Genomic DNA, 1,209 nt, shown 5'->3' with positions numbered 1-1,209 from the left:
CGCGACGCCTGCCGGGGTTCCGGTGTTGATGAGGTCGCCGGGCTGCAGCACCATGAACTGGCTGAGATACCACAGCACATGATCAACGCTGAAGATCATGTCGGCCGTCGTGCCGTCCTGGCGCTTGACCCCGTTGACCGACAGTGACAGCCGCAGGTTCTGCGGGTCGGGCACTTCGTCGGCGGTCACCAGTTCGGGTCCGAGCGGATTGAAGGTCTCACAACTCTTCCCCTTGTCCCACTGGCCGCCTCGTTCGAGCTGGAACTCGCGCTCCGACACGTCGTGGGAGAGCACATATCCCGCGACGTGCGCTCGGGCCTGCGCGGGCGACGGGAGATAGCGGGCTGTGGTGCCGACGACGACACCCAGTTCGACCTCCCAGTCGGTCTTGTGGGAGTGCCTGGGAATCAGCACGGTGTCGTACGGACCGACCACGGTGGACGGGTCTTTCATGAAGACCACGGGTTCGCCGGGGATCTGGGCGCCGGTCTCCGCGGCGTGGTCACGATAGTTGAGACCCACGCAGATGATCTTGCCGGGCCGTGCGATGGGCGCTCCCGTGCGCAGTTCTTCGGCGCCTTCCAGACATGGCAGGCNNCCGCCCAGCAGCGGGCGCAGGTCCCGGTGGCCCCCGTCCGACCTGACCGCGGGGATCTCCTGGCCGACGGGGCCGAGACGTACCAGACGCATGTTCTCCTCCAGAGAAGGTTGTGGTGCGCGAGGTGCGGGCCCGGTGGTGCCGGGCCGGGGTCACCGGCCCAGCCATCCCCCGTCGACCGGAAGGACGACCCCGTGGACGTAGTCGGACGCACTGCTGCACAGGAAGACCGCCGCACCGGCGAGGTCGGCCGGCCGCCCCCACTTGCNNNCGTCGCGCAGCACCTGGGTGTTGTCGGTGGCGATGTATCCGGGAGCGATGGCGTTGACGTTGACGCCATGGGGCGACCACTCGTTCGCCAGGGCACGGGTGAGACCGGCGATGCCCGACTTCGAGGCGGCATATCCGGGCACGTTGATGCCGCCTTGGAAGCTCAGCAGCGATGCGGTGAAGACGACCTTGCCACTGCCGCGGTCCAGCATCGGCCGCGCCAGCGCCTGGGTGAGCAGGAACTGCGAGGAGAGGTTCACTGCCAGTACCTCGTCCCAGAGCTCCGGAGCGTGGTCCACGGCCGGCTGACGGCGGATGGAGCCGGCGTTGTTGACGAGGAT

General features: G+C 67.9%; 2 protein-coding genes. Both read right to left on the bottom strand.

The window, feature by feature from the left end; translation table 11 throughout:
• Window positions 1–690: fumarylacetoacetate hydrolase family protein (locus tag BZY54_RS44135; RefSeq protein ID WP_086730991.1), on the bottom strand; the 690-nt coding region annotated here is incomplete at its 3' end.
• 60 nt (window positions 691–750) lie between these two features.
• The coding region (locus tag BZY54_RS44130; protein WP_143668275.1) for an SDR family NAD(P)-dependent oxidoreductase at window positions 751–1,209 on the bottom strand (459 nt) is incomplete at its 5' end.

It is taken from the genome of Streptomyces carpinensis, from assembly GCF_002154505.1.
GTDB classification, from domain to species: Bacteria; Actinomycetota; Actinomycetes; order Streptomycetales; family Streptomycetaceae; genus Streptomyces; species Streptomyces carpinensis.
This window is presented reverse-complemented; position numbering and strand designations above follow the sequence as displayed.